Source organism: Halochromatium glycolicum, assembly GCF_016584085.1.
Classification (GTDB): Bacteria; Pseudomonadota; Gammaproteobacteria; order Chromatiales; family Chromatiaceae; genus Lamprobacter; species Lamprobacter glycolicus.
Map to the genome: position 1 here is coordinate 89,760 of NZ_NRSJ01000008.1, position 23,261 is coordinate 113,020.

General features: G+C 64.9%; 19 protein-coding genes, 2 tRNA genes and 1 pseudogene. 7 read left to right on the forward strand and 15 right to left on the reverse strand.

What is annotated here, in order from left to right; all coding sequences use genetic code 11:
• Window positions 1-61 precede the first annotated feature (61 nt).
• From pdxA to CKO40_RS06740, 3 genes are read right to left on the reverse strand one after another with little or no spacing between them, the layout of a single operon-like run.
• A complete protein-coding gene (pdxA, locus tag CKO40_RS06730; RefSeq protein ID WP_200345434.1) occupies window positions 62-1,129 on the reverse strand; it encodes a 4-hydroxythreonine-4-phosphate dehydrogenase PdxA in 1,068 nt (355 codons plus the stop codon).
• Window positions 1,113-2,438 (reverse strand): peptidylprolyl isomerase, encoded by a 1,326-nt coding sequence (locus CKO40_RS06735; RefSeq protein WP_200345435.1) that lies wholly within the window; start codon window positions 2,436-2,438, stop codon window positions 1,113-1,115. Before CKO40_RS06735 ends, pdxA begins: the two co-directional genes overlap by 17 nt.
• Window positions 2,419-4,953 carry an LPS-assembly protein LptD gene (locus tag CKO40_RS06740; protein WP_242476877.1) on the reverse strand — a complete coding sequence of 845 codons (2,535 nt, stop codon included), beginning with the start codon at window positions 4,951-4,953 and terminating at the stop codon, window positions 2,419-2,421. The genes CKO40_RS06735 and CKO40_RS06740 overlap by 20 nt, the downstream gene beginning before the upstream one ends.
• Before the next feature lie 172 nt (window positions 4,954-5,125).
• Here CKO40_RS06740 and CKO40_RS06745 point away from each other — a divergent pair, with 172 nt between their 5' ends.
• Window positions 5,126-6,130, forward strand: a complete 1,005-nt coding sequence (locus CKO40_RS06745) for an aminoglycoside phosphotransferase family protein (RefSeq protein ID WP_338074132.1) — start codon at window positions 5,126-5,128, stop codon at window positions 6,128-6,130.
• 6 nt (window positions 6,131-6,136) lie between these two features.
• Here CKO40_RS06745 and purD read toward each other — a convergent pair whose 3' ends face one another.
• Window positions 6,137-7,429 carry a phosphoribosylamine--glycine ligase gene (gene purD / locus CKO40_RS06750; RefSeq protein WP_200345437.1) on the reverse strand — a complete coding sequence of 431 codons (1,293 nt, stop codon included), beginning with the start codon at window positions 7,427-7,429 and terminating at the stop codon, window positions 6,137-6,139.
• A gap of 350 nt (window positions 7,430-7,779) precedes the next feature.
• On the opposite strand from purD, the gene CKO40_RS06755 reads away from it, so the two are divergent.
• The 3 genes from CKO40_RS06755 (at window position 7,780) to CKO40_RS06765 (ending at window position 10,647) form a co-directional block, all read left to right on the forward strand.
• Entirely contained in the window at window positions 7,780-9,273 is a 1,494-nt protein-coding gene (locus CKO40_RS06755; protein ID WP_200345438.1) for a mannose-1-phosphate guanylyltransferase/mannose-6-phosphate isomerase, read from the forward strand.
• 137 nt (window positions 9,274-9,410) lie between these two features.
• On the forward strand, window positions 9,411-10,502 hold the full coding sequence (gene ychF, locus CKO40_RS06760) for a redox-regulated ATPase YchF (protein ID WP_200345439.1): 1,092 nt from the start codon (window positions 9,411-9,413) through the stop codon (window positions 10,500-10,502).
• Between the two features lie 68 nt (window positions 10,503-10,570).
• Window positions 10,571-10,647, forward strand: a tRNA-Met gene (locus CKO40_RS06765).
• Between the two features lie 351 nt (window positions 10,648-10,998).
• Here CKO40_RS06765 and CKO40_RS06770 read toward each other — a convergent pair.
• The 9 genes and pseudogenes from CKO40_RS06770 to CKO40_RS25120 all read right to left on the reverse strand — a co-directional run bounded on the left by CKO40_RS06770 (window position 10,999) and on the right by CKO40_RS25120 (window position 17,084).
• Window positions 10,999-11,595 carry a helicase-related protein gene (locus CKO40_RS06770; RefSeq protein ID WP_200345471.1) on the reverse strand — a complete coding sequence of 199 codons (597 nt, stop codon included), beginning with the start codon at window positions 11,593-11,595 and terminating at the stop codon, window positions 10,999-11,001.
• A 307-nt stretch (window positions 11,596-11,902) separates the two neighbouring features.
• A pseudogene (locus CKO40_RS25280) lies at window positions 11,903-12,277 on the reverse strand (DEAD/DEAH box helicase); the annotation flags it as partial.
• On the reverse strand, window positions 12,274-13,317 hold the full coding sequence (locus CKO40_RS06780) for a hypothetical protein (protein ID WP_200345440.1): 1,044 nt from the start codon (window positions 13,315-13,317) through the stop codon (window positions 12,274-12,276). The pseudogene CKO40_RS25280 and the gene CKO40_RS06780, both read right to left, overlap by 4 nt.
• Window positions 13,314-13,955 (reverse strand): hypothetical protein, encoded by a 642-nt coding sequence (locus CKO40_RS06785; protein WP_200345441.1) that lies wholly within the window; start codon window positions 13,953-13,955, stop codon window positions 13,314-13,316. Before CKO40_RS06785 ends, CKO40_RS06780 begins: the two co-directional genes overlap by 4 nt.
• 93 nt (window positions 13,956-14,048) lie before the next feature.
• On the reverse strand, window positions 14,049-14,309 hold the full coding sequence (locus CKO40_RS06790) for a hypothetical protein (RefSeq protein ID WP_200345442.1): 261 nt from the start codon (window positions 14,307-14,309) through the stop codon (window positions 14,049-14,051).
• Window positions 14,310-14,522: 213 nt separating this feature from the next.
• On the reverse strand, window positions 14,523-14,786 hold the full coding sequence (locus CKO40_RS06795; RefSeq protein WP_200345443.1) for a type II toxin-antitoxin system RelE family toxin: 264 nt from the start codon (window positions 14,784-14,786) through the stop codon (window positions 14,523-14,525).
• On the reverse strand, window positions 14,776-14,982 hold the full coding sequence (locus CKO40_RS06800) for a hypothetical protein (RefSeq protein ID WP_200345444.1): 207 nt from the start codon (window positions 14,980-14,982) through the stop codon (window positions 14,776-14,778). The genes CKO40_RS06795 and CKO40_RS06800 overlap by 11 nt, the downstream gene beginning before the upstream one ends.
• 24 nt (window positions 14,983-15,006) lie before the next feature.
• Window positions 15,007-15,696 (reverse strand): hypothetical protein, encoded by a 690-nt coding sequence (locus tag CKO40_RS06805; protein WP_200345445.1) that lies wholly within the window; start codon window positions 15,694-15,696, stop codon window positions 15,007-15,009.
• Window positions 15,693-17,084, reverse strand: coding sequence for a tyrosine-type recombinase/integrase (locus tag CKO40_RS25120; RefSeq protein ID WP_200345446.1), 1,392 nt, complete (start codon window positions 17,082-17,084; stop codon window positions 15,693-15,695). Before CKO40_RS25120 ends, CKO40_RS06805 begins: the two co-directional genes overlap by 4 nt.
• A 198-nt stretch (window positions 17,085-17,282) precedes the next feature.
• Between CKO40_RS25120 and CKO40_RS06815 the strand changes: the two genes are divergently transcribed.
• Window positions 17,283-17,364: transfer RNA gene (locus CKO40_RS06815), tRNA-OTHER, on the forward strand.
• Window positions 17,365-17,813: 449 nt separating this feature from the next.
• Window positions 17,814-18,686: an HDOD domain-containing protein gene (locus tag CKO40_RS06820; protein ID WP_200345447.1), complete on the forward strand. Its 873-nt coding sequence runs from the start codon at window positions 17,814-17,816 to the stop codon at window positions 18,684-18,686.
• A gap of 63 nt (window positions 18,687-18,749) precedes the next feature.
• Here the strand turns inward: CKO40_RS06820 and CKO40_RS06825 are convergent, their stop codons facing one another.
• Window positions 18,750-21,146, reverse strand: coding sequence for a GumC family protein (locus CKO40_RS06825; RefSeq protein WP_200345448.1), 2,397 nt, complete (start codon window positions 21,144-21,146; stop codon window positions 18,750-18,752).
• Between the two features lie 403 nt (window positions 21,147-21,549).
• Here CKO40_RS06825 and CKO40_RS06830 point away from each other — a divergent pair, with 403 nt between their 5' ends.
• Window positions 21,550-22,245 (forward strand): type VI secretion system-associated protein TagO, encoded by a 696-nt coding sequence (locus CKO40_RS06830; RefSeq protein ID WP_200345449.1) that lies wholly within the window; start codon window positions 21,550-21,552, stop codon window positions 22,243-22,245.
• 79 nt (window positions 22,246-22,324) lie between these two features.
• Here the strand turns inward: CKO40_RS06830 and CKO40_RS06835 are convergent, their stop codons facing one another.
• Window positions 22,325-23,209 carry a phosphoribosylaminoimidazolesuccinocarboxamide synthase gene (locus CKO40_RS06835; RefSeq protein ID WP_200345450.1) on the reverse strand — a complete coding sequence of 295 codons (885 nt, stop codon included), beginning with the start codon at window positions 23,207-23,209 and terminating at the stop codon, window positions 22,325-22,327.
• Window positions 23,210-23,261 lie beyond the last annotated feature (52 nt).

The following is a 23,261-nucleotide window of genomic DNA, read 5'->3' on the forward strand; positions in this document are numbered from 1 at the left end:
ATCAAAATGCCTGGCTAGCCTGCACAAGCTGCTGATTTGCGAGGCCATAGAGGGTATTCTGTTAGGGTTTCTTCGTGACGATCTCCGCCGCGAGCGCGATCGCAGCACGCAGGCTGCCTGCGTCGGCACGGCCGGAGCCCGCTAGGTCGAGGGCGGTGCCATGATCGACCGAGGTGCGCACGATCGGTAGGCCGAGAGTCACGTTGACCGCTTGGCCGAAGCCGAGATGCTTCAGCACCGGCAGCCCCTGATCGTGATACATCGCGAGCACCGCATCGGCCCGCTCGAGCTGCGGGGGTACGAAGACCGTGTCCGCTGGCATTGGACCCGCGAGGTTCAGGCCCTCGGCGCGTAACCGCTCGAGCAGCGGGATGATCACGTCCTGCTCCTCGTGACCGAGATGGCCGCCTTCACCGGCGTGGGGGTTGAGCCCGCAGACCAGGATGCGCGGCCGCGGTATCCCGAAGGACTCCTGCAGCCCGGCGGTCAGGACCCGAATGATGTGCTCGAGCCGAGGCGCGGTGATCGCATTCGGCACCTGCGAGAGGGGCAGGTGCGTGGTTGCCAACGCGACGCGCAGAACTGGAGCGCTCAGCAGCATCACTGGCTCCATCACTGGCTCGGTCACTGGCTCGATCAGGGGCTCCGGTGCCGGCTCGGCGCGGCCGGAGGCCGTAAGCTGAGCGCAGCGCTGGGCGAGGAATTCGGTGTGCCCGCTGAAGGCCAGCCCGGCGTCATTGATCACGCCTTTGTGGACCGGGGCCGTGACCATCGCTTCCCAGCGGCCGTTGAGGCAGCCTGCGCAGGCGGCGTTCAGCGTCTCGAGCACATAGCTCGCATTGTCCGGATTCAGCTCGCCCGGTATGCCCGGCGTTGCGAGCCGCGCTGCGGCATCGACTCGCAGCACGCCCGGCGCAGTCGGGCTCGGTGGTCCGGCGGGGTCGAACGGCTCGAGCGCGAGCGGTAGTCCGAGGACCTTAGCGCGGGTCTCGAGCAGGTCTGGATCGCAGACGGCGACCAGTTCGACCGCCTGCGTCTGCTGAGCCAGGGCGACGCAGAGGTCTGGGCCGATGCCGGCCGGCTCGCCCGGGGTCAGCGCCAGGCGTTTGGTCTCAGCCTTCGAGCTCATCGAGGCGGATCTCCACATAGGCCTCATCGCGCAGTCGCTGTAGCCAAATCTCCTTGGCCTCTTCGGCCTTGCGCAGCCGCAAGGCGTCCTTTGCGCGCAGGCGCAGCAGCTCATCGGCCGTGTCTTGATCACGGCGCTCGATGACCTGGACGATATGCCAGCCAAACGGGCTCTCGAATGGCTGGCTGATCTCCCCTGGTGCCAGCGAATCCATCTCGTCCTCGAAGTCCGGTACCGTGTCGCCCGGGTTCACCCAACCCAGATCGCCGCCGTTCAATGCCGAGCCGGTATCGTCCGAATGCGAGCGCGCGAGGGTCGCAAAGTCGTCGCCGCCGACGATCCGAAGCCGCAGCTGCTCGAGACGGCGCTTTGCATCCTCGTCCGAGACCACCTCGCTGGTCCGGATCAGGATGTGTCGGGCATGCGTCTGGGTGACCGGTTCCGGCGCGTCGCCCTTGATGTCGCTGACCCTGATGATGTGAAAACCGCTCGGGCTGCGGATCGGGTCGGTCAGCTCGCCGCGACCGAGGCGCTGGGCGGGCTGCGCGGCCAGCGTCGGCACCTCGCCGATCGGGAACCAACCGAGGTCACCGCCCTGCTGGGCACGGCCGCCATCGGAGCGGGCGCGGGCCAGCGCGGCGAAATCCTCGCCTGCTCGGAGCCGCCGCGCGAGATCGCGCGCCTCGCTTCGGGCCTGCTCGACCTGCTCGTCGGTCGGGTTCTCCGGCAGCGCGATCAGGATATGGCTGAGTCGCACCTCACTGCGATTGATCAGGCTGTCGCGGTTGGTCTCCATGAACCGGTCGACCTCCTGCTCGCTGACCTGGATGCCCTTGACCACGTCCTCCTGTTGCAGCCGTTGGGTCAGGATCTGCCGCCGCGTGTCTTCGCGGAACTGCTCGAACGACAGACCGTTCGCTTCGAGCGCATCGCGCAGCTGCATCAGGCCCATATTGTTGCGTGCAGCGATGTTGGTCAGGGCCTCCGTGAGCGTGGCCTCGTCGACCTCGAGGCCGAGGCTTTGTGCTCGCTGGATCTGGAGGCGCTCAAGGATCAGTTCATCGAGCATCTGCTGCTGCAGGGTTTGCGGGTCTGGCAGCGCGGCGCCGCGCGCCTGCAGCTCCGGAATCAGCATCGCGATCTCGTCCTCGAGTTCGCTCTGGACGATCACATCGTCATTGACGACGGCGACGATCGCATCGAGCGGCTGCACTTGAGCGAGCGCGGGTGCGACCGCGGCGGCCATCATGACCAGCCTGATCCAAAATCGAAAGGGCCTCACCGCCTTGTCAATCGACTTGATAGCCATAGACTTCTCGTTGCAAAAAACTGTCGATGGAGCTGCCAAAGGCGCCAAGGCCGGCAAGCTCGAGTTGGAGCATCACCGATGTGCTTCCGTTACTGTCGGGGCGATTCTTGAAGTGCCGACCGAGCACACGCAGCTTCCAGCAGCACTGACCGTATTCGATCCCGGCGAAGGCATCGGTGGTCTCATCGCTCTCGAATGAGTAGAGCCAGCGCCCGACGACCTCGACCTGTTTGGAGACCGGCATCCGGAACGAGAGGTCCGTGGTCTCATAGCGGTTCTCGATCGTGGCGCCGCGGTCGAAACGATAGGCCATGTTGAGCAGCTGTTTCGCCTTGGGGCCCGCGTACCCGAGCTGGAGGGTCCGCCGGCCCCACTGGTCGGCCCCTTCAGCCGGATCCCATTCGAAGCTGGCGCGGGCGCGCCACCCGTCGAACAGACGTGCCGAGAGCTCGCCGGCGACCGGGGACTCGTCCGTGACCTCGGTCGGACCCGTGATCTGGACCCTTCGATCAGCGAAATAGAGGATGCGGCCGACGCTCAGACGCAGCATCTCTTCACCTGTGCGCACATCCAGGTAGCGCGACGTCAATGCCGTGGTGATCTGGTTCGCATCGCCGATGCGGTCCCGTCCGGTGAAGCGGTTGCTTCGGAACAGGTTGGCGAAATCGAAGTCCAGCTCGGCGCTGTCGAAGACCGGCGTCTCCGATTGGTCCTCATAGGGCGTGTAGAGATAGAACAGCCGCGGCTCTAAGGTCTGCATCGCGGTCTGCCCTAACAGTTCGGTGCTGCGCTCGAACACCAGCCTGCCGTCGACCTCGACCGTCGGGATGCTGTGATGCGGCGAGCCCGCCTGCCCCGGGGCGGTGTCGGTCAGGTCATAGCCGGTCAGGTTCAGTGTCACGCGCGGGATCAGATGCCCATAGCTGCGGCGCAGCGGCAGGCTAAGGGCCGGTTGCATCGCCAGCCGTTGGCCGTGGACGATGTGGTTGTGATCGAAGTAATCGTACTCGGCGTTCAGGTCGGCGACCCACCCGCCGGCGAGCTCGACCGGGCTCAGATTGAACAGCACTTGAGGGAAGCGTCCGTAGGGGCGCTGCGCTGGGGTTATGGTGGGATCGACGGTCTGGTACCCCTCTAGGGCCGTCATCAAGGACCAGCCGCGTCCGTGGTAGGTCGCTGAGCCGCGCTGCAGCAGCCGCCGCGTGCTGGTGATATCGAGCCCGTTACCGAAATCCTCGAGATAGTCGTCGTCCGAGACGGCGCTGAAGTCCAGGGCTGTGCTGAGCCGTCCGAGCCATCGGCCTTCCTCTTCGAGGCTCAGCGCCCAGCGCGCCCCATTCTCTTCGTATTGGCTGTCATTCGGGATGATCTCGGCCTCGATCCGGCCTTGATCATGCCGGGTCAGGTAGCGGAACTCGGTCCCGAGCATCAGGCCGCGCTCGCTCAGATAACGCGGCGACAGCGTCGCGTCCATGTTCGGAGCGATATTCCAGTAATAGGGCACGACCAGCTCGAACCCGTTCTCATCCGATGAGCCGACCGTCGGGATCAGCAGGCCGCTCTTGCGCCGGTCGTCGATCGGGAAGCGCAGATAGGGCATATAGAGGACCGGGACGCCCTTGACCCGGAGCCGGGCGTTGCGGGCGACCCCGATCCCCTTTTTCCGATCCAGCCTCAGCTTCGAGGCCCTCAACGACCAGGCGTTATCGCCCGGCGGGCAGGTGGAGTAGACGAGATCGCTGTAACGGGTCAATGACGGCTCGACCAGTTCGGCGAGCTCGGCGGTGCCGCGCAGATTGGCGCTGCCCGAGAAGCGATAGCTCACATGCTCGATCTGCCCGCGGTTGGTCTCCAGATTGAGCAGTGCGCGATCGCCGATGAGCCGAACCCCTGAGCGCTCGACCAAGGTCTCTCCTGTGGTCGCGATCGCCCCGCTGGTGCGGTCATAGGTGATGGCGTCGGCGCTGACGCGCTCGCCGCCACGGCGCAGATCGACGCCGTCGGCGAGCGTCAGGATACCGGTGTCCTGTTGATAGGTCAGCGTGCCGGTCTCGATGTCGATCGGCGTCCCCGGCGCCGGCGGAGACGGGGCTTGTACCGAGCGGCCTCCGGCTGAAGCCGGCCCGCAGAAGGTCCAGTCGAGCCCCTGATGCAGGCGGGCTTCGCGACCGGGGGCATGGCGGGGCTCGCCGCCTGCCGCTCTGCGGCGGTCGGCGTCATCGGCCTTCGGTATGGCCGATGCGACGTCCGCCATCGCCTCTTGCGTGGGCCATTGCGTCGGCACGGCGCCGGCTTGCGCGGCTGCTGCGTTGGGTGCGCTGTCTCCTGCCTGGGGACGATCGACCCCTTTCGTTGGCCCGGGCTCGAGCCCAGCTTCCGCGAGCGGTCGAAGTTGCGACGGCGGGAGGTCCGCAGAGGCAGTGGACGCGTCGACAGGTGGCTCGGCCTGCCCTGCCGCCCAGAATAGAAGTAGGGCGACGCTCGCGAGGGTGCGTCTGCGGTCCGGGGCGGTCATGCTCTGGTTACGTCTTCGCGGTTGCGGGCGAGCGGCTGGCCCATCCGCCCAATCGGGGTCTGCTGCCATCACCGGCAAAATCGGTGTAAGGTCGCACATCCGCCGCGGTGCGGCAAACCGGGCGCACAGCAACAACCCCCTGTGCTGGCTCGTTCAACCATCTGGAGGCCGCGTGTCGGGCGACCGCAGACGATTACTCGAGCAGTGGCTCGATCTGGTGCGACCCGAGTGGGTTGGTCCGCTCGAGTCGGCCTCTTCGGACGCCAGCTTTCGCCGTTATTGGCGTTTCGCATACCAGGACTGGACCCTGATCGCCGTCGACGCCCCGCCGGAGCGGGAGGATAGCGCCCGCTTTGCCCGTCTGACACGGGCGTTCCGGCAGGTCGGGATCAACAGCCCAGAGGTGATCGCTGAGGACCATCGCCGCGGCTTTCTGGTGCTCTCGGACCTGGGCCGCATCACCTACCTCAAACGCTTGACGACAACCACTGCGGATGCCCTCTACGGTGACGCGATCGATGCGCTGATCAAGCTCCAGGTCGGGTTGTCCGCGGCGGACCTGCCGCTCTACGACGAACGGTTGCTGTGGCGTGAGCTGAGCCTGTTCGTCGACTGGCTGCTCGAAGCACTGCTCGAGCTCGAGCTTGCGGCGTCTGAGAAGGCCCAGGTGGAAGCGGCGTTCGGGCAGCTCGTCGAGCATGCCCTCGAGCAGCCGCGGGTTGCCGTCCATCGTGATTATCACAGCCGCAATCTGATGCTGTCAGAGTTCGCCAACCCAGGCGTGCTGGACCTGCAGGATGCCGTCTTGGGGCCCTTGACCTATGACCCCGTCTCGCTCCTGAAGGACTGCTATATCGCTTGGCCGCGGAAGATGGTGCTGAGATGGCTGGCGCGCTATGCGGAGCGAGCCCGCGCAGCGCGCCTCCCAGTTCCAGCCGATTGGGGGCAACTCGTGCGCTGGTTCGATCTGATGGGGGCGCAGCGCCACCTCAAGGCGGCAGGTATCTTCGCCCGTCTTGCGGTGCGCGACGGGCGGCACGGCTATCTGGCCGATCTGCCGCGGACGCTCGGTTACGTCGAGGAGCTTGGAGGTCTCTATCCCGAGTTGAGGCCGCTCGCGGGACTGATCAGCGAGCGCGTTCGACCGCGCCTGGACGGGCTCAACCGCGACCGGTAGCTCGCTTCAGCTCGCATCGATGCTGCGGCCAATCGCGCGGTGGCCGATGTCGCGGCGGTAGAAGGCACCCTCGAAGTGGATGCCCTCGGCGAGCGAGTAGGCCCTGGCGGCTGCGGCGGCGACGTCGTCGCCGAGTGCGGTCGCGCAGAGCACGCGCCCACCGTGTGTCAGGGTCTGTCCGCCTTCCCGTCGGGTGCCGGCATGGAACAGCTTGGCGTCCTCGCTGGGGGCGCTCTCCAGCCCGGCAATCGGGTCGCCTTTGGCATAGTCGCCCGGGTAACCACCGGCTGCGATCACGACGCCGAGTGCTGCCTGAGCGGTCCAGCGTGCCGTTTCGGAGGCCAGGTGGCCATCGGTGGCGGCGAGACAGAGCTCGACCAGATCGCTCTCGAGCCGCATCAGGATCGGCTGCGTTTCCGGATCGCCGAGCCGGCAGTTGTACTCGAGCACCCGTGGCGCGCCGTCCGGGCCGATCATCAGCCCGGCGTAGAGGAAACCGGTGTAGGGCATGCCTTCGGCATCGAGGCCAGCGACGGTGGGCTTGATGATCTCGTCGATGATCCGCGCCTGGAGCGCCGCGCCGACGATCGGGGCCGGCGAATAGGCGCCCATGCCGCCCGTGTTCGGCCCCCGGTCGCCCTCGTCGCGCGCCTTGTGGTCCTGTGAGGTCGCCAATGGCAGCACCTGGCCGCCGCCGACCAGCACGATGAAGCTCACCTCGTCGCCCGTCAGCCTCTCCTCGATCACCACGCGCTGTCCGGCACTGCCGAAACGCCCGGCGCCGAGCATGCTTTCAACGGCGTTGCGAGCACGCTCGAGGTCCTCGGCCACCACGACCCCTTTGCCCGCCGCGAGTCCGTCGGCCTTGATCACGATCGGGGCGCCGACCTCATCGAGATAGGCGAGGGCGGACTCGCGCTCGGTGAAGGTGCGGTAGTGCGCGGTCGGAATCCCGTGCCGCTGCATGAAGGCCTTCGCGAAGTCCTTCGAGCCCTCGAGTTGGGCCGCCTGCTGCGAGGGGCCGCAACAGCGAATACCGGCTGCCGCGAGTGCATCACCGACCCCGGCGACCAGGGGGGCTTCCGGGCCGATGATGCACAGCTCGACCGCGTTGTCCTGGGCAAAGGCGACCAGCGCCTCGGCGTCGAGCGCGTCGATGGCCAGGTTCTCAACACCCGGCTCGGTCGCGGTGCCGCCGTTGCCGGGGGCGACATAGACCAGATCGGCGTGCGGAGACTGCGCGACCTTCCAGGCCAGGGCGTGCTCGCGGCCACCGCCGCCGAGGATCAGGATCTTCATGGTGCTCTCGCTGCTGAGGGATCAGGCGCGCCCGGCTGGGCCACCGGCTGGACCACCGGCTGGGGGGCCAAACGGAGGTGGCTGCTGACGCGCGGGACCGGAAATTACGAGCCTGGATTGTAGAGGCAGGGCTTGCCGAAGGTGAAGGGCGGTCCCTTCTCGCCAAGCTTGTTTGCCTAGAGGAAGGGCCGTGCTCTGAGCTGAAGGACGCTGTGGAGCCGTACCCCAGCTGGCGATCGGTATATACTCCTGGCGCAAATCGGCGTGGAATCGGACCGAGCGACCTCGGCGCCGCGCATCCCAGCGCCAGCAAGCCTCAGTAGCCACCAAGCGCCAGCAGAGGAAACGCGATGCACCTTCAGCCTGTGATCCTGTCCGGCGGCTCGGGCACCCGGCTCTGGCCCCTCTCGCGCGAGACCTACCCGAAACAATTCCTGCCGCTGACCGGCGCCCACACCATGCTGCAGGAGACCGCACTGCGGCTCGATGGCCTGGTCGATGAGCATCCGCGGCTTGGGCTACTGATGCGCGACCCGGTCGTTGTCTGCAATGAGGCGCATCGCTTCCTGGTCGCGGAGCAGTTCCGGCTGCTCGGGCGCGAGCTGGCGACGATCCTGCTCGAGCCCTTCGGCCGCAACACCGCGCCGGCGCTGACGCTCGCGGCACTGAGCGTCGAGGCGGCCGGTGATGATGACCCGGTCCTGCTCGTTGCCCCGGCCGACCACGCGATCGTCGATGCCGAGACCTTCCGCAGCGCGGTCGCCGACGGTGCCACACTGGCCGAGCAGGGGGCTGTGATCACCTTCGGCATCGTGCCCGCAAAGCCGGAGACCGGTTATGGCTACATCCAGCAGGGCGAGGCCCGGCAGGATGAGGACCTCAATGGCCGCGCCTACCGGCTGCATGCGTTCGTCGAGAAGCCGGACCGGACGACCGCCGAGCGTTATCTCGACAGCGGCGAATACCTCTGGAACAGCGGCATCTTCATGATGCGCGCTTCGGTCTGGCTGGAGCTGATCCGCCGTTTCCGCCCCGAGATCGCCGAGGCCTGCGAGAACGCACTGGCGGCGGGCCATCGCGATGGCGAGTTCCAGCGGCTCGACGCGGTGCACTTCAAGGGCTGCCCGAGCGACTCGATCGACTACGCGGTGATGGAGCGCTTGTCCGAGGCCGAGGCTCCAACGGAGCACCCGGCGCTGGTGCTGCCGCTCGATGCCGGCTGGTCCGACGTCGGTGCCTGGTCGGCGCTCTGGGAGGTGCGCGAGCAGGACGCGGCCGGCAACGTGCTCGATGGCGATGCCTTCGTGCACGAGTCCAGGAACAACCTGCTGATCGCGCAGAGCCGGCTGCTGGCGGCGGTCGGGGTCGACAATCTGATCGTGATCGAGACCCCGGACGCGGTGCTGGTCGCCGACCGCGAGCGCGCCCAGGATGTGAAGACCGTCACCCAATTCCTGAACGAGGCGCAGCGCAACGAGCACCGGCATCACCAGCGCGTGCATCGCCCTTGGGGCACCTTCGAGTCGATCACGATGGGCGGGCGCTATCAGGTCAAGCGTCTGACCGTGAAGCCCGGCGAGGCGCTCTCGATGCAGATGCATCATCATCGCGCCGAGCACTGGGTGGTGGTCTCGGGCACCGCCAAGGTCACCTGCGACGAGAAGGTCTTCCTGCTGACCGAGAACGAATCGACCTACATCCCGATCGGCACCACCCACCGGCTCGAGAATCCGGGCACCATCGCGCTCGAGATCATCGAGGTCCAGTCCGGCAGCTACCTGGGCGAGGACGACATCGTCCGCTTCGAGGACCTCTACAACCGCGGCGGTGACAGCAGTTGCTGAGCCGTTACTGAGCCGGCGCTTGGTGTCGCGCGGAAGCAAGCAGGACTTCGGGGCACCCTTGACTCGGGCGCCATTTGCTGTAGCGGCGCTGCCTGGCTTTCGTTACCATCGCGGGCTTTTGTCAGCAGGGCATCAGCATGGGCTTCAAATGCGGGATCGTCGGTCTGCCGAACGTCGGCAAATCGACGCTGTTCAACGCCTTAACCAAATCCGGGATCGCGGCCGAGAACTATCCCTTCTGCACCATCGATCCGAATGTCGGCGTGGTGCCGCTGCCCGATGCCCGGCTCGACGTGATCGCCGGGATCGTCAAGCCGGCCAATGTGATCCCGACCACGATGCAGTTCGTCGACATCGCCGGTCTGGTCGCCGGAGCCTCCAAGGGCGAGGGGCTCGGCAACAAGTTCCTCGCCAACATCCGCGAGACCGACGCGATCGCGCATGTGGTGCGCTGCTTCGAGAACGACGATGTGGTCCATGTCGCCGGTCGGGTCGATCCGATCGGCGATATCGAGGTGATCGACACCGAACTGGCGCTCGCCGACATGGAGACGGTCGGCAAGGCGCTCGAGAAGGCGGTCAAGCAATCGAAGACCGGTGACAAGACGCAGCTCGCGCGCAAGGCGCTGCTCGAGCGCGTCAGTGCGCACCTCGACGCAGGCCGACCGGTGCGCGCCATGGGGCTCAGCGACGACGAGCGCGCTGAGCTGCGCGAGCTGTTTCTGCTCACGGCCAAACCGACGATGTACATCGCCAACGTCGCCGAGGACGGCTTCGCGGACAATCCGCTGCTCGAGCGCATCCGCGAGCATGCTGCCGGGGAGGGCGCCATCGTGGTGCCGGTCTGCGCCGCGATTGAGGCCGAGATCGTCGAGCTCGACGAGGACGAGCGCGCCGAGTTCATGGCCGATCTCGGGCTCGACGAGCCCGGCCTGAACCGCGTCGTGCGCGCCGGCTATCGGCTGCTCGGGCTCGAGACCTACTTCACCGCCGGGCCAAAAGAGGCCCGCGCCTGGACCGTCCCCGCTGGTGCCACCGCCCCGCAGGCCGCCGGCGTGATCCACAGCGACTTTGAGCGCGGTTTCATCCGTGCCGAGGTCATCGCCTACGACGACTTCGTCGCCTGCAACGGCGAGCAGGGTGCAAAGGAGGCCGGCAAGCTGCGCAGTGAAGGCAAGGAATACATCGTCCAGGACGGCGATGTGATCCATTTCCGTTTCAACGTCTGAGTCCGCCGATGCGCCGCGCGGTCGGTATTGACCCGCCCCTGCAGAAACGCTATTCTGCACGGCTTGCCGGCTACGTAGCTCAGTTGGTTAGAGCGCGGCACTCATAATGCCGATGTCGGTGGTTCGAGTCCACCCGTAGCCACCAGAAATGCAAAGTCAAATCAGCCGCTTAACAGCGGCTTTTTTGTATCGGCACTGGTCTGGAAATTGGCCGGCCTGGCTGGGGTCACGGTTTTCAACGGTCGCGACGACGGCGGCCATAAGAAAAGCCGCAGGGTGGGACCGTGCGGCTTTGGGTGCGGACGAAGCCGGGGCTAGCACCAGTCGATGTTGCTCTGACCGCCCGCCCATCGCAGCGTGATCCAGCCGTGCCGCTCCGATTCAGGCGGCGCGACGACGTGCGCGGCGCAATTGTCTAGGGTGTCGTTACGCACCAGCTTGCCGCAGTGCGGGCACGGTCGGTATATGGTCCAGTCGTCGTCTGCTTCGAGCCGGTCTAGGCGGCGGCGGATGGTGTCGTTCTTGTCCTTGCGCTTCGCCTTGGTCGACTGATGTACGCTTTGCCAAGATCCGGGACCTCGAAATGTTCAGGCAGACCGAACCGCAGGGTATTGCCGGCATGATCCAGAATAACCGCATCGGTCTTGCCTTCCGCCTTGCGAATGGCGCGTCCCATTTGATGCATGTGCAAGGCTTCTGACAGAGTAGGTCGGGCCAGAATGGCGCAGCTTGCGCCGGGATAGTCGAAGCCGATGCCGAGCACGTTGACCGACGACAGGACCTTGATCTCGCCTGTGCGGAAGGCGTCGATGATTCGCTCGCGTTCGTCCGCCGTGGTGTAGGCGTCCAAGTGTGCTGCTGCGATGCCCTCGTCGACGAAATCCTCGATGATCGCCTTTGAATGCGCGATGTCGACCGCGAATACCAGGGTAGGCCGATCGGTCGCGCGCTCCTTCCATGTGGTGATGATGTCGCCGACCAGTTCCTTGCGGTTGAAGGCTTCGCTTAGGCGATTGCCGGAAAAGCTCGTACCGAATTGCGCAGGATTTTCGTTTGCCTTCGAGGAGCGTCGCCGGGAGTATAGCCGGGCTATGTGACCGGCGGCGCGACGAAGAAGGCGAGCGAAAAGACCAGCAAGGCGGTATGAGCTTTGACAGAAATCGCCTTAAATGCGACTCGACGAAGTCGCCAGCGCGGACCTTGACCGACTCCAGGGCCTTGTCGATCTTGTCTTTCATCGGACAGAACGCGCGAACCGGCGTCAGAAATCCCTGATCGATTAGCCAGCGGACGGTCGGACCTCGCACCAGGTTGGTGAAGTGCTTTCCCCGGTCCGGCCGTAACGGTGTCGCCGACAGGCCGATGAACGGAACCGCGTTCCAGCGCTGCATCAGCTCGATGTGCGCTTTGTGCAGGACGTGTGCCTCGTCGATGATGACAAAGCCGGCCGGCGGCGCCTCGCGCGCTCTAATCGATTGAATGGATGCGACGATGACGTCGTCGTCCGGGCGCAAGAATGTGTTGTCACCTTGGAATGTGCCGACCTTCAGACCGAGTGCAGCCAAGGTCCGCGCGGCTTGCATGACCAGCTCGACGCGGTCGACGATGAACATTGCGGTCGTCCCTCGGTCCGCCGATGCCTTGATCGCATGGCTTGCAACAACGGTCTTGCCGCCTCCGGTGGCGAGCGCACAGAGTTGGCACCGATGCCCGGCCGCATAGCCGGCTCGCAGCTCGTCGAGTAGCTGGCGCTGGAATGGGTACAGCTCGATCATGATGCTCTCTTTCCCTTGAACGCATCGCGACAGAACTGATCCGCATCGCCGAGCTTGGCGATGACGTCGGCGATGGTCCGGCCGTTGCAGCTTCCGTGGTGGCAATGAAAGCCGGGCCAAGTGTCCGGGCCGTCCTCGAAGATGACCGCGCCGGTCGCGCCGTGCGGTGTCGAGTGTCCGTCTCTCCAAGGGCACCAGACCGAGTGCGCTCCATTGCCGAGCGCGCGCCGGTACAGGTCGTGGGCGCGCATGAGAGCGACGATGTCGAGTGTCCGATAGTCGCCTCGGCCGGTGGCTCGAAAACCGCTCTGTGCGCCTCCTGCGCTGCTCGGCGGTCGGTTCTCGGCGCGACGCGCGTACTGATCCGCTAGTCGCTCGATCAAATGCCGGTCAACCTGTCTCCATCGCGCCGGTATCCAGCATTGTGCGCGCCGATGCGGGCGCTCCGGCGTGTCCGGTCCCTTTCGATTTATGGTGCCGTAGAGCCGGAAGATGCGGCCGGGATTGCGGACCGAGCGATCGAAGTCGACCTCGTCGTCGGAATACTCCGCGTGCAGGCCGCTGTATATGGCTCGCAGCATCTCCGCGGTTTCGCCGTTATTCGGCAGCCGACAGCGATATTGCGCGTGGTAGCCGTTGCCGCTTAGGGCGTGTAACGGCATCGGCCAGTCCAGCTTGCGCAGCATGGCGACCAGGCCGTCGCGCCGACGATTCGCCGCTGCGAGCTCGCCGGCCGTGCTGCATACGCCAGCCGGTCGAACCGGATCGAAATCGAACGGCAGCCGGGTGATCCAGCCGATCGCGTCATTCGTGATCGGCTCGCCGCGCATGGCGTTGGGTGCTGACCGTGGTCGCGGTGCATTCAGCGACGTGTACAGGTCGCCGTGATCCTCACGCTGCTGAATCTCCCTCTCGATGCGGTCAACGTCTGTGAACCAGCCGGTCTGCCAGCGACCGCCGGCATGGTGGCGTAGCTCGACCAGGCCGTTATCAGCGAACAATCGGCTCAGATACTCGGTGCGGGTGCTGAGCTTGATCATGCTGCATCCCCGAGCTTCACCGATGGCTCGATCTCCTTCAGCCGGATACCTCGGCGGGCCGATCGCTTTATCTCGGCCTGATCGTCATCCGGCTGGCCGTGGTGCTGGCCGTCGGGCGCCAATCCACTCGTCCCCTCCCTCTCTGTAGATGTAGTTGAGGCTTGGGGGGAGGCATGGGGGGTCCCTTGCCAAGGGGCTTTGGAAGGGGCTTCCAAGGGGCTTTGCTGAGGCCGGAGCATGGGCCATGCGTCGAGGAAATGCGCGACCAGATGCGAAGCTGGAAGCCGTGCGATATGGCGCCGTGCCTCGATGACGCGCCAGTCCTTCGCGGCCGTTGCCTTGCCCTTCCAGGCGAATTGCCGCTCGCAGTAGTCCGGCAGGTAGACCAGGCCGGCGTCAGCGTCACGCATCAGCAGGCCGGCCGTCTCCAGGTCCTCGAACGCGCGCTCGACGATGTCGATCGGCTCGCCGACCATGCTCGCGACTGTGCCGTCGGAGACGTGATACAGGCCGGTGCGGTGCGACTCCGGTCCGCTCTCGCAGTAGATCAGGACCTTGAGCGCGGCGTCGCCGAGCTTCAGCGCTTGGCGGAACTCGCGGATCCAGCGCGCCGGGTCCATATGGCAGTCCTTACGCATCGGGCGCCTCCTTGCTATCATCAGACTCGAACAGGTCGCATTGCTTAGCGCTCGGTCCGGTGCCAGCCGGCCGGGCGCCTCCACCCGTGTCATTCATAACGCAGCCCTCCCTTGGCGCTGTTGTTCAATCCATTCCTGCTCGTCGGCGTCAAGAATGAGCCGTTGACCGGCGACCTTGATCGTTCGCGGCATCAGCTCAGGGTGCCGGTAGAAAGTCGAGGGATTGATGCCCCAGCGCTCGCAGAATCCCTTAATGGAGTCGGACGTCGGCCGGTTTGGATGGCTCTCTGGATCGACTCCCCAGCGTGCGCAGTAGTCTTGATATGCCTTGGACTTTGAGCGATTCGCTTTCATTGCAAAACCTCGCGCAACGGTGCGACCGATGAGCCGCATTGCTCAGCCGTTGCGATGGTTTGCAAGCATTGACCGACACGCTAAGCGAATGAAATCGAAACATTAGGCGAATAATAGATTCGCATTGATTCGCTCGGTCCCAGAGGCACAAAAAAGCCGCCAGGATCGGCGGCTTAGTAGGTGTCGGTTTGACGCGACTCGATGGCGAGCGGTTCAATGTCGACGATAGACTTGGCTCCGATGTCCGACTTTGACGACGAGGATCAGGAGACGCTGATCCTGAATCTGGTAGATGGCGCGGTAGTCGCCGCTGCGGATGCGGTACAGGTGGTCCTCGCCGGATAGCTTGACGACGCCGGCCGGGCGCGGCTCGATGGCGAGCGCGTCAACGGCCTTACCAAGCTGGCGTTGAGCCGCTGGGCTCAGCTTGTCGAATTGCCGCTTGGCCGCCTTGGTGAAGGTGACCTTATAGGCCATGTTCCGCCTTCACGGCTTCCCATGGGATGGTGTCCTCGTCGCCTTGTTCGATCTGAGCCAGCGCTTCGCGCGCCTCCTGCAAGTCTTCGAGATCCTCAAGTCGTTCGATCAAGGCTTCGTACTCAGCGATCGGTAAGACGACAGATAGGCGCTCGCCGTCTGGGCTTGTTAGGAATTGCGGATGAAGTTCGGGCATATTTGGAACCTCGGTCGGTGGTCATTACGGCTTTGCCTTGTTTCTCTGATTGCGGATTGTTCCCGCTATGCTGTCTGCCTTTCTTTTTGGGTCGTGATGGCCTGGGAAGTGCTCTTTGACTGCTTGCCGACAGGCTTCGGCCATATTCTTGTTTTCTTTCGGCTGACCCTGATAGATTTGGATTGCGAACGCTGCGGCTTCCGCTTTCGTCACACGGCGGCCGGGCTTGCCAGGCTCGACGATGGGGATCTCGAGCGCCGACGCGACCGCTGTCTCGCTGGTGCCTTCTTCCTGTGTGGGCATCTGAGTGGCGTCAGAGGGGCCATTGGCTTTGCGCGTCCTGCACAAGTCCAGGATAGTTTCTGGCATCTTGAACCATAAGACTGAAGCCTTGGGCTCGTCTTGGTTGAGAATGAGAGCAGCGTCCATCAATTCAGGATGGTTGACGCCCAACACGCGGGAAGCCCAGTCATGAACTTCCTCAATCGTGACCGGGAAGTCTAGCCGACACGCGTCTTCAAAATCCCATAGGGCATCGATTTCATTGTCGCTTAGGCCGAGCCTGTTGATTTCCCTCGAGTCAGGCATGCCGACTGCGCGCACGCCGTTTTCATCGATCACGAAGTCGCCGTTGTCGCCGATCTTGATGTGCGGTCGCAGCTGTCTCACGAACTCTCGCATTCCGATGCGGTCAGGGTCGAAGTGACTGCTCATGCGGCCGCTTCGCTGCGCAGTGCGACGACGTTATCGGTTCGTTGCTCGGCGCGCCGCAGGATGGCGTCCTCGACCTGTTGCATGATCGGCCGCAGATCCTCGACCGTGACTTGGGCATAGTGCAGGCCCGTGACGTCGCCGGTGGTCTTGTGGTTCAGTGCCGCCTTGATGCCGTAGCCGCCGACTCCCGCGCGCTCTGCCATCGATGCCCACGTCCGCCGCAGATCATGCGGGCCGATCTTCAGGCCGGTCTCGGCTTCGATGGCGTCGAGCTGGCGCTGAATCTGTGCGGTGCCGATGACGTAGGTCTCAGCCAGCTCTGCCGCCGCGATGTTGCGCTCGGTCGGTTGCCGCTTGGCGACCTCTGCCAGTTCGGTTGCGGCTTGCTGGCGCTGCTCGAACAGTTGGCGAACGCGCTTGCTGATCGGAAGCGTGTGATCGTCGCCGTTCTTGGTCGCGCGAACCGTGTAGGTGCCGCGCCTCAAATCGACATCCTCCCAGCGCAGATAGGCCGCCTCGCGCCGACGTAAGCAGGTGAGCAGGATCAGCTCCAGGTAGACCGCAACGCGGGACCAGTCGCCGATGCTTCGCTTCTGATGCGCTGGCAGGTTGCGGACTGCCGTCAGCCAGGGCGCCAGCTCGTCAACGGAAAGCCGGCCGGTGCGCGGCTTCGACTGCGACCACTTGCGCTGAATCTTGTTGATCTTGTCGACCGGGCAGCGGCCGAACGGTAGCTCGTTGTCCTCGGTGCCGTAGAACTCGGTCGCGAACCGATGCGTCGCACGTAGGACCTGCATCGCCCGCATGGCGACGTTGGGCGATGCCTTCTTGCTCAGCTCGGCGTGACGAGTGACCGCCATCGCGCCGGTGATGTCTTTCAGCGGCTTGTCCTTCCATGCCTTCAGGTCGCGATCGATGGCGCGTTGATAGCCGTCGAGCGTCTGCTTGCGCAGTGCCTTGGTGACGACGTACTCGGCGAAGGCGTCGCCGAGCGTGATTGAAGCGACCTGATCGACCGCCGCTTGCTGGCGCTGCTCGGCTTGTTGCTGGCGTAGCTCGTCGTTCGGATTGATGCCTTCCCGGAGCTTCGCCAGTATCTCGGCAACGCGGCTGCGGACGCTGGGCTGTCCCTTCAGTGCAGTGATGGGTAGTTCGCCGAGATTGCAGACCTTGACCCTGATCGCATTGGTTCCGCCGCGCGGTCGACTGCGGACCTGTAGAACCTTCAGGCCATCGGGATAGGTCGCGCTCGCTGGATAGACGACACAGATCAAGCCGGGCTGATCGGTGTCCTTGACGCTGTAGCGCTTGCCCTTAGCCGGGGGTAGCGCGTTCAGTCGTGCCTGAGTGAACTTGAACGGGTCTTGGGGTATGGTTGCATCTGTCACGGTTCGCTCCTGCTCAGCGGGTTGTGACTAGAAGCCGGGTTGGTGTTACCGCACCGCTCGGCTTCGTCGTTTCTGTGACCCTGGGGGTGCTGGGGGTCACGCTGGGGTCACAGAATTATGCAATTTCCTGCAATTCAATGCGGCTTTTTGAGAAGCAGGAAAAGTTTGCAAGAACACTATTTTAGCCGAGAATCGGCCGGCAGGTCAGCGACCTAGGAAAACCGGCTCGACAGTTCTCATAATGCCGATGTCGGTGGTTCGAGTCCATCCGTAGCCACCAGAAATGCAAAGTCAAATCAGCCGCTTAACAGCGGCTTTTTTGTGCCCGGTCGATCCGTGAGGTCAGCGCGCCGTTTCCGGGCTGCGCTTGAGCTGCAGATCGTATCGCCATTCCGCCTGATCGCCGGACAGAAAGCGCCGGGAAAGTCAGCGCCGATGGGCTCAGCCTGTCCGGAAACCAGGGCAGGTGACTGTAATAGTGTCCGCGTTACCGTGAATCACGCGGACTTGCTCGTCCGGGGTGGCACTGCGCGACGAACGTGAGATGCCTGGACTGCCGCTGACGGCAATGCCGTCAAGCTGATCCGGAAAGTCAGCCTTCTTTGCCGAGCCGTCCGCACGCAACGATGCCGAGAGCCTGCCGGTGCTTGACCGTTCCAGCAGGTCCCGTGGGACTTGATAGAATAGTGAGGATCGCTTCACGTCGACATCACATGGGGTAATCCGGTCATGACTCCCGATTCGCTCGTCCAGGAAGCCGAACACCTCTATTCGTTGCCTGATGTCGCATTGCGCGTCAATCAGTTGATCGGTGATCCCGCATCGCAGCCCTCTGACCTGGCAGAGGTCATCCTCTGTGATCCAGCGTTGTCGGCGCGTTTGCTGCGCCTCATCAACAGCGCCTTCTACGCTCGACCTCATCCCGTGGAGACCGTCACCCAGGCGATCAATATGATCGGTTACGAGGCTCTGCGCGATCTTGTCTTCGCCACCTCTGCGGTTGAGGTGTTCAAGGGACTTCCGCGCGAGCAGATGGATATGGAGCGCTTTTGGCTCAATTCGGTCGCCTGTGGGGTTGCTGCCAGGAAACTGGCGTCACTCCTGTCGGTGCCCGAGAGCGAGCGGCTCTTTATCACAGGGCTACTGCATTCGCTTGGCAAGCTGGTCCTCCTCGGTCAACGGCCTGAGGCGTATCGGGACGTGCTGAAGCTCACCGAGCAGGACGGTCTTGACGTGTTTGCTGCCGAGCAGCGGGTCTTCGGGTTCAATCAGGCCGAGCTGACCGCCGCCTTGCTCAGGAACTGGCAACTGCCCGAATCCCTCTGGCAGCCGATCGCGCATCACCTCGATCCCGAGGCTGCCTTGCACTATCGCCCCGAAACCGAGATCTTGTGCGCCGCTCGGGAGATCGCCAATCTCTTTCAGGCCTCCATGCTCGATGGCGAGGCGGTGCAATCGGACGCTGTGACCCAAAGGCTCCAAGCGCTTGCCAAGCGTTTGGGGTTGGCCCCGGAGTCAATGACTGACCTGCCATGCGATATCAATCTGCAGGTCACCGAGATGTACGAGATCATGTTGCCCGGCTGGATGCTGGTGTATTGATTCGCCATCTCGATGCGCGAGCCGGTTCCGCGGTGTCTGCGCCGTTGTCGCCGGGCCGATGCATTAGGTGAGCGCCGGATGGGTCAACTCGAGCTCCTCGAATGGTCGGGATGGGCCTGGCGGGGCATAGGGCGCAAAGCGGCGGGCCTCAGCGCCGCTCATTGGGCCGGCTACCTGGTCGAGTCGGGTCAGCCTTGCACCCTGTCGGACCAAGTAGATCACATAGGTGTCATGCAATGCCTGGCCGTCGATCTCGTCGGCGTGAGCGATCCCGGCGTCGGCGGCGAGCAGGCTGATTCGATGCATCAGGTCGTCGAACCGGTCAGCCTCCTGGCCTTCCCACAGCGGTAGCGGCTCGGCGCCCTGGAAGCACTCGAGAAGCCGCGGTGGCAGCGGCAGTGTGCGCGCCCCGTCCGGCTGTGCAGCGCTTCGTAATTGCACCTGCCTAGCGGCGAGATCGAAGTCCTCATGGGTGAGTGCCCGCGCCTCGTCCAGCTGGATACCGGACAATAGAAGTCCGATCAACTGCCGTTCCGCGGTGTCCGCCAGCTGCCATAACGCCTCGATCTCGCCGACCGTCAGCTGCCTGGGAGCGCTCTCCGCCGCGCCAAGCAGCGGGGGCGGATCGGCCGAGCCTGCCGCATCGCGGCCGAGTGCTTGGTAACGCGCTTGCCGCGGAAGCTGGCTGTCGGATGGGCCGTCCTCGCTGCGTTGACCGTCGCTACCCCAGATGCGCACCCCAGTGACCGGCGTCGACGAACGCGTGCGCCGTGCGCCGGCGTCGAGCCAGGTCAATACGATGACCGTCAGCAGCCCGAGGGCGGTTGCCGCGATCAGCGTGACCATCAGGTCCCGACCGTAGTCGGGCTCGATCGGGTCGCGCGGCGTAAAGGCTGCATCGATGACCTCGATCTGTGGATAGTCGGCGTAGACGGTCGTCTCCAGGCTGACCCGTTCGGATTCGACCTCGCGCTGCATTGCCTCGAGCTGCGCGAGGTCCTCCTTCAGGGCCTCGAATTCGGCGAATCCGGACGAGAAGCGCGACGCTCGGGCCTTCTGGGCCGTCAACGCCTGCTGCAGCTCCTCGACACGCCGGCGGGCGACATCGACCGCCTCGCGTGCGCTCTGCAATGCCTGCTCGCTGCCCTGGCGTTCCATCGCGGCGACCTCTTGCTCGAGCTGCTCGAATTGATCGACCACGCGGCGTTTGTTCAGATCCTTCTCGATGAAGAAGTCGGTGTAACGCTCCCGCAGCCGCAGCACCCGCGCGCGGGCCTGCTCGGCCTGCTGGCGCAGCCGCGAGAGCCTGTCCTCCAGCTGTTCTGGGACCACCGGGCGGCCGGCGGCGATGGCGCTCTCGATCCGGTCGCGCTCGGCCCGGGCCGCTGCGACGGCCTCTTCGGCCCGGCTCAGCTGTTCTTGCAGCGAGCTCAGGCGCTCCATCGCCTCGTTGCTGTCGCGGCCCAGCGTGACGATGTCGAAACGCTCGCGGAACGCATCGAGCGCATCGCGCTTGGCCTTGATGCGGTCCTCCAGCCGACTTGCACGGTCTTCGAGCTTCTCAAGCCGGTCGCCGACCTGGGCCTCGATCTCCCGCTCACGCAGGACCTCATAGGCCGCGAGCCATTCATTGACGATTCGTGCCAGCAGTGCCGGATCACCGCCGCGTGCGCTCAGCTCGACGAGGTTCGTCTGCGGGACCGGGTCGACCGCCAGCATTGTCAGCAGATCATCGGCCGTGAGGTCTTCGACACTCGGTGCGCTATCGGCGCTGGCATCGGTTGGGGTCGTTGATCCCGGCGCCGGCGGGTTGGACTGGCTTGCCGCGCCCGCTGTATCTGAGACCAAGACCGCATCGCCAGTGCTAGTGCCAGAGCCAGAGCCAGAGCCAGTGCCAGTGCCAGTACCAGTGCCAGTGCCAGTGCCAGTGCCAGTGCCAGTGCCAGAGGTGACATGGGCGCTGAGCGGATTGAGTGCCGCGCTGCGGCTGCCTGCGGTGCGATGCTCCGCTGTGGACTGCTCGGATGTCTGCCGTGGGTTGTCTTCAACCGCTGGGGCCGGCGCCGGTTCGCGGCGCAGGCGTGCCAAAGTGTCCTCGAGCAGTCGCCGGCTCAGCAGGACACTGCGCTGGATCGCAACATGCTGTAGGTTGGCCTCGGAGGCGCCGTAGCCGCTGCGGGCTTCGGGGACGATGGTCAGCACCATGGCGGCCGCTCGGTAGACCGGCGGTCGGCTGAAGTTCCAGATGCTGGCCGGTATCGCGACCAATGCGAAGGCCGCGAGGAACCAGACGACCAGTGATCCGGTCGAGCGTCGCTTGGAGGGGCGCTCTTCGGGACCCTCGCGCGTGACGACCTCGATCTGCGGCAGACGGCCGGCACCCTCCCCGGATTGAGGTGGATTGCGCTTCCAATCGACGTTCTGGTCGGAACCAACCAGATCATGGCCACGGCCGGGCATTGAGCAAGCCTCCGGGGATTGCGATGGACTGCTAGCCTGTTTACCGCGAACAGGCGGGCGAAGGAAGCGCCGATTCATCGGAGCTTTAGACTGGCTGGCGGACGGCGATCCCGCCGGGACGGGTCGGCCGGAGTGGCGCCTGATCCGCAGCCTTCGAAACCGCCCGATATAAGGATACCGGATCGGCAACTTAGGCAGTTGGGCCATTGCCCGTCAAGGCGCAGTAGACTGGACGGCATCGGCCTCGAAAACGGCTCTGGGCCGATGCTCAGCGCCGACATCGGCCGGCTCGGGCTAGGCTCCCCGGCCGTTTCAGGGTAACGGCGCCGCAGACTGATCTGAACAGCCTCCCGGCGCGCCTCGAGCCCGGGGCCGATACTCCTAACGGATAAACGGAAGAGCGATGACTGTGCATTGGTCCCTTGGTGCATTCGGCAGTGCATTCGGTGCGGTGATTGCGCTCGCCAGCAGCCCAGCCTTCGGTGTGAATTGCAGCGAGATCGCCGACGACGCCGAACGGCTCGCGTGCTATGACGCGCAGCATGAATCAGGACAGGCCGCCGAGGTCCAGTCCGCGCTTGGCGCCCAGTCACAGATGGGGTCCGGGGCGCAGGCGACGCCTGAGCGCGAGCTGCTGCCGCGGTTTCGGCGTCTTCGCAGCGCCTGGCTTCGGCACATCAACGCGACCGGGCCGGGTGGCGAGCGGGCTGTGGTGCTGAGCACGCGCTCGAGCGAGCGGATCGCGTGCGAGCAGTCGGAGAGCGAGCGAGTGGAGCTGCACATCCGCTGCAAGGACAATACGACCTCGCTCTATCTGGTCTCGGACTGCGCTCTGGCCGACGTCGATGCCGAAGCGGTGATCGACTGGCAGGTCGATGATCAATCGGCGCAAACCCTGAGGATGACCAAGCCGAGCACTGAGCCCGGGCTTGGGCTGTGGCTCGGAAAACACTCGATCCCGCTGGTCAGAGAGCTGTTCGAGGCCAACGAGGTCCGTATCCGGTTGCACTCGCTCCAGGAGGTTGATGAGCCCATCGTCTTTCCGGTCATGGGCCTCGAGGCCGCGATCGGTCCGTTGCGCAAGGCCTGTCACTGGTAGGGGCATTTGCCAGTCGAACGAGGCACGACTTGGCGACCGGCAATCGCCTTAGCGCCTGAGTCCGGGCGCTCAGCGGTTCTCAGGGGCCGGTCAAGCAACGCTCGGCCTCGGCATAACGGGCCGCGGTCTGCTCGATGATTGTCTCGGGCAGGTCCGGCCCGGGAGCGGTCTTGTCCCAACCCAGGGTCTCCAGGTAATCACGGACGAACTGTTTATCGAAGCTCGGCGGGCTGCTGCCGGGCTGGTACTGATCGACCGGCCAGAAGCGGGAGGAATCCGGCGTCAGCACCTCGTCGATCAGGTGCAGCCGGCCGGTGTCATCGAGGCCGAACTCGAACTTGGTGTCGGCGATGATGATGCCGCGCTCGAGCGCATAGGCGGCGCTCTGCTGGTAGATGCGCAGTGTCAGGTCGCGCACCTGCTCGGCGACGGCGCCACCGATGCGCGCGACGGCGCCGTCGAAGTCGATGTTCTCGTCGTGCGCGCCGACGTCGGCCTTGGTCGACGGGGTGAAGATCGGCTCGGGCAGGCGGTCGGCCTGGCGCAGCCCACTCGGTAGTGCGATGCCGCTGACGGCGCCGCTGGTCTGGTAGTCCTTCCAGCCGGAGCCGATCAGGTAGCCGCGTGCGATCGCCTCGATCGGCAATGGTTTGAGCCTGCGCACGACCAGCGCGCGGTCGCCGAGCGTGCGGCGCTGCTCGGGGTCGGTGACGAAGTCCTCGACTGGGCGATTGGCAAGGTGGTTCGCGACCAGATCGGCGGTGCGCTCGAGCCAGAAGCGGCTGAGGCGGTTGAGTACCTCGCCCTTGCCCGGGATCGGCTGCGGCAGGACGACATCGAATGCTGAGATGCGGTCGCTGGTCACGATCAGCAGATGGTCGTCGCCGGCGGCATAGAGGTCGCGGACCTTGCCGCGGTTGAGCAGGGGCAGCTCGGTGAGCTCGGACTGGTAGAGGCTGGTCATCTCGGTTGCGGGTTGGTTGTCGGCCTTGCGACTATACCAGCGCACCGCTCGC